Below are 556 nucleotides of genomic sequence, written 5' to 3'. Positions count from 1 at the left end.
TTGCTCATGGTGACTCTCCAGTTTCAATAGGTGAAAACGGAGAACACCTTGCCCGGGAGGGGAAGAGTATTCCCCGCGTGGGTGGGTGTAGCCAGAAAGGTGGTGCCAGGTCAGTGCATGAATTTCATCGCGGCCAGCATGATGCCAACAGCAGTAGAGATCATGACGCCCATGCGGATGGTGAGCTTGAGTTCGAGCTGTGCGAGATCAGCCTTGGTAGCAAGGTGAGTTTGCATATCGGACTCCATAGCATCGACAACAGCAGTTGCTTTGTCATCAGGGACATCGATGGAGCGCAATGCCTGGTACAACGCAAAACCGCTTTTCATGGAAGGTCTCCAGGATGTGACGGAGACCGGCCCTGACGGGGAGTCCCGTCGAGGGTGGGTGGAAGGTGCATTCATCAACCGGGGGTGCCGGTCAATCGTTCGCGCTACCGAATGCTTAGCGAACTTGGGTTTGGATCAATGCGCTTGGAGCGCACTGCAGTCGTGAGATCCGGGACTGCCTGGGGCATGTTGCTGACAACGTCAGCGGCATACATCCTCAGAATGTT

General features: G+C 55.6%; 1 protein-coding gene. It reads right to left on the bottom strand.

The annotated features are described in order from the left end of the window. Positions 1-110 precede the first annotated feature (110 nt). Complete coding sequence (locus GSQ95_RS25675) at positions 111-329, bottom strand: hypothetical protein (protein WP_158896683.1); 219 nt, start codon at positions 327-329, stop codon at positions 111-113. Positions 330-556 lie beyond the last annotated feature (227 nt).

Origin of the sequence: Pseudomonas sp. BAV 4579, assembly GCF_009765395.1 — a bacterium.
In the GTDB taxonomy this organism is placed as follows: domain Bacteria; phylum Pseudomonadota; class Gammaproteobacteria; order Pseudomonadales; family Pseudomonadaceae; genus Chryseomonas; species Chryseomonas aestiva.
The sequence above is the reverse complement of the archived record's forward strand: the minus strand, read 5'-3'. Positions and strand labels throughout refer to the sequence as shown.